The organism is Staphylococcus simiae (assembly GCF_002902085.1).
Taxonomy (GTDB): Bacteria; Bacillota; Bacilli; order Staphylococcales; family Staphylococcaceae; genus Staphylococcus; species Staphylococcus simiae.
Genome location: NZ_PPQR01000077.1, coordinates 1 through 3417, shown reverse-complemented (window position 1 = coordinate 3417; position 3417 = coordinate 1). Strand labels below are relative to the sequence as shown.

Genomic DNA, 3417 nt, shown 5'->3' with positions numbered 1-3417 from the left:
GGAAATTACCATTAAATATAAAAATACGCTTAAAATATATTTATATTATTACTTTCTGTGAATTTTTAAGCCTCTATTTTTGTTTGTTTATATTCAAATAACTTCCAATATTATTTGAAAATGTCTGTGACATGATTTCTCAAATAAATAGCACAAAGATGATTTAATTAATCGCCTTTGTGCTTTTTTTATACTCCATATTAAAAATTCACTTTTCAAAACCTCATATCTTCATAGAATCATAATTAATCGTAGAATTGCAAACGCATATATACAGTTATGTTAGCTTTTTAAACGTTTCCAAGACATATTGCCGTTGCACATTATGATCAACAATTTGCTCTGGGTAGTCTACTCCAATCGTAACACCTTGCTTACAAATATTTTGATAATATTTATGAGTATCATGTAAATACTTAGCATCAATAGCTTCTAATTGCGGCAAATATTGTTTAATGTAATATGCATGTTTATCAAAACGTTCACTTTGCCTAATAGGACTAAACATTCTAAAATATGGCACAGCATCTGTTCCTGTTGATGCCGACCACTGCCATCCATGAATATTAGATGCAGCATCATAATCTATTAAGTATTTACGGAACGCATCTTCCCCAAGTGTCCAGTCTATAAATAAATCTTTAGTTAAAAATTGAGACACCACCATTCTCATCCGATTATGCATAAATCCAGTTTGTTTTAACTCTGCCATTGCAGCATCAATAATTGGAAAACCTGTTTGTCCTTGTTGCCATTTGTCAAAATGTAATTGATTATCAGACCATTCAATTTGTCGATATTTTTCTTTAAAAGCTTGATAAGATGATTCGGGGTAAGCAGTCATTAAAATATAGTAAAACTCTCTAAACATTAATTCTCTGATAAAAGCTTCATAATTTTCTTCACTATGATCATACATTTGTAACAAATCATTAAATATTTCGTTAATATCTAACAACCCGTATGCTAATGCAATACTTAATTGACTGGTTTGAAGTTGTGGTAAATAATCTCGACCCCTCGTATAACTGTTAATATTATATTTCAAAAATTGTTGCCATTTATCTTGTTCATGTTGCTGTGTGGTACCTTCATTGCTATATATTGAGTTATAGTCTCCACTAGCTGAAACAACTATAGGTTGCAACTCTTTTAAATCATAGTGATATAAGGTTTGTGTTCTTAAAAAAGGTCTCCATTGTTTATAAAAACTTGTAAACACTTGATAATAATTTTGTTGTTTATTTTTAGTTCTACTTGGTTGGAAATAATGATGTCCTCTAATTAAAGTTACTTTAATATGAGCTTTATTATACACTTGACGCTGATGTAAAATATCATACGTTTCATGATGATAAGACATGATATCACCAGCAATAACGACTTCTGTAATCTGGTGTTGCTGACAAAATGTAATTACATCATCATATTTCATCACAAAAGGACTCAACTTTAATTCTGTTAATTCATCATGAAATCGTTGTAATGATCCAAAATAAAATTGCTTTTTTAACGTTGAAGCATTTGATAAATCTTCTATAGGTAAAATAAAGTAACATTCATTAATATCTTCTTGTTGTTGAAATATATATTCAAAAAGCGGATTTTCTTTAGTTCTAAACATTCTATTTAATATCACACCAACTGCCAAATTTTTAACCACCATTCTTAAAAATTCATTTTATTAGATGACATTGGCTCAAAACTATTTACGACAAACTTAGCGTTAGATAATACCAATAACTATAATTATCAAAAATCAACTACTAAATTAATCCTAACCATTGCCAATACGTCATACTAAAGATAATGATTAATATATACCCTACAATCGTTAATGGTATACCAGTTTTTAAAAAGTCTTTAACAGTAAATGTATCTGTTCCATATGCCAGCATATTTTGCGGTGCACTAACTGGTAATAAGAAACCAAAGCTAATAACAAACTGCTGAATTAAGACAAAACCAATCGCTTGATCCCCTAAGTTGAGTGTTGTCGTTAATGAAATAAATACTGGAATAAGCGCAGAAGATAAACTAGTAGCACTAGCAAAACCTAAATGAATTAAAATATTAAAAATAGTGATAAGGGCAATGGTCGCAATCAATGGCATAGATTTCAAGCCCATTAAACCAAATGTTTGATCACTTAACCACTGCGCAGCACCTGTTTTTAATAAAACATTACCTAATGATATCCCTACACCAAAGACAATAATTGTGCCCCACGGTATTTTATGTTCTACACCTTTCCACGTAATCACTCCTATCTTAGGCATTAACATAATACCTAAAGCAATAATTGTAATAGACGCTGAATCAATTGGATGAATTACTTTCTCAGTAGACCAAAAAATTAATAATAATATTGAAATAGCAATTAATCGCCATTCTCTAGGACTTACAGGTCCCAATGCTGCTAATTCATCTTTAATTAATTGCTTTCCTCCTTTAATCTCTTCTAATTCTGGTGGCATGACTTTAATCATAATGAAATAGAGCGCTACTGACATCAAGACAGACCATGGTGCAGCATATAAAAACCATTCTCCCCATGAGACATCGAAACCTAATTGTTGATTAATAAAATTTGTTGCTACTAAGTTTTGTGCTGCCGCCGTTTTAATACCGATATTCCAAATTGATACTGCCTGAACTGACGTAATAATTAATAACGAAGCAAGTTTACTATCTTTCGAAACTTTAAATGCTGCAATCATTCCTAATAATATAGGTACCACTGCACCTGCTCTTGCTGTTGCTGAGGGTACAAAAAAAGCTAACACAATAGATACCAATATAGCACCTATAACGATATTTCGTGTTTTATTGCCAACTACTGATAAAACTAGTAAGGCTAATCTTTTATGCAAATTAGTTTCTTGCATGGCAGCTGCTAAAAATAATGCAGCTGCTACAAGCGCAACAGCTGACGAAGAAAAACCACTAAAAGCTTGTGCTAATGCATTAGTTGTTCCTAGCATGTCATTACCTTTTAAAATAGCATCTCCTGCTTTTGGATTTCCTAATTTTTCAGCTAAGTTCTGGACCGGACTAAATCCTAGTAACAATATCATCAAACCTAAAATCAATGTCGCAGAAATGGGATAGGATACCGCTTCAGTGACCCACATAATAACTGCAAATGCTAGAATGGCTAATGCTGCTTTAGCCATAATTGGTAAACTTGCAGGTGTTGGAATGATTAATATGGCAATCAGAACGACAAAACTAACTACTATCCATATAGGTTTATATGACTTTTTGTTACTTCCTTGCCTACTATTTTGAACTTTAGTACTTTTATCATCTCTCTTATCCATACATGTCTCCCCTTTGTAGATTATTTTACTTTTATTATACCAATGTTAAAGATAATTATATTTATAAAAAAGTATAATACACATAATTTTCAAA

Annotated in this window: 2 protein-coding genes; both read right to left on the bottom strand. The window is 31.2% G+C overall.

The features are described from left to right. Positions 1–277 precede the first annotated feature (277 nt). Positions 278–1651: a cryptochrome/photolyase family protein gene (locus tag CD113_RS09680; protein WP_002464909.1), complete on the bottom strand. Its 1374-nt coding sequence runs from the start codon at positions 1649–1651 to the stop codon at positions 278–280. Between the two features lie 115 nt (positions 1652–1766). After that, positions 1767–3323 carry an SLC13 family permease gene (locus CD113_RS09675; protein WP_002464908.1) on the bottom strand — a complete coding sequence of 519 codons (1557 nt, stop codon included), beginning with the start codon at positions 3321–3323 and terminating at the stop codon, positions 1767–1769. Positions 3324–3417 lie beyond the last annotated feature (94 nt).

Bases quoted from the DNA above. Each gene is read 5' to 3' on its own strand.
- CD113_RS09675 (WP_002464908.1), bottom strand. From the start codon at position 3,323: ATGGATAAGAGAGATGATAAAAGTACTAAAGTTCAAAATAGTAGGCAA.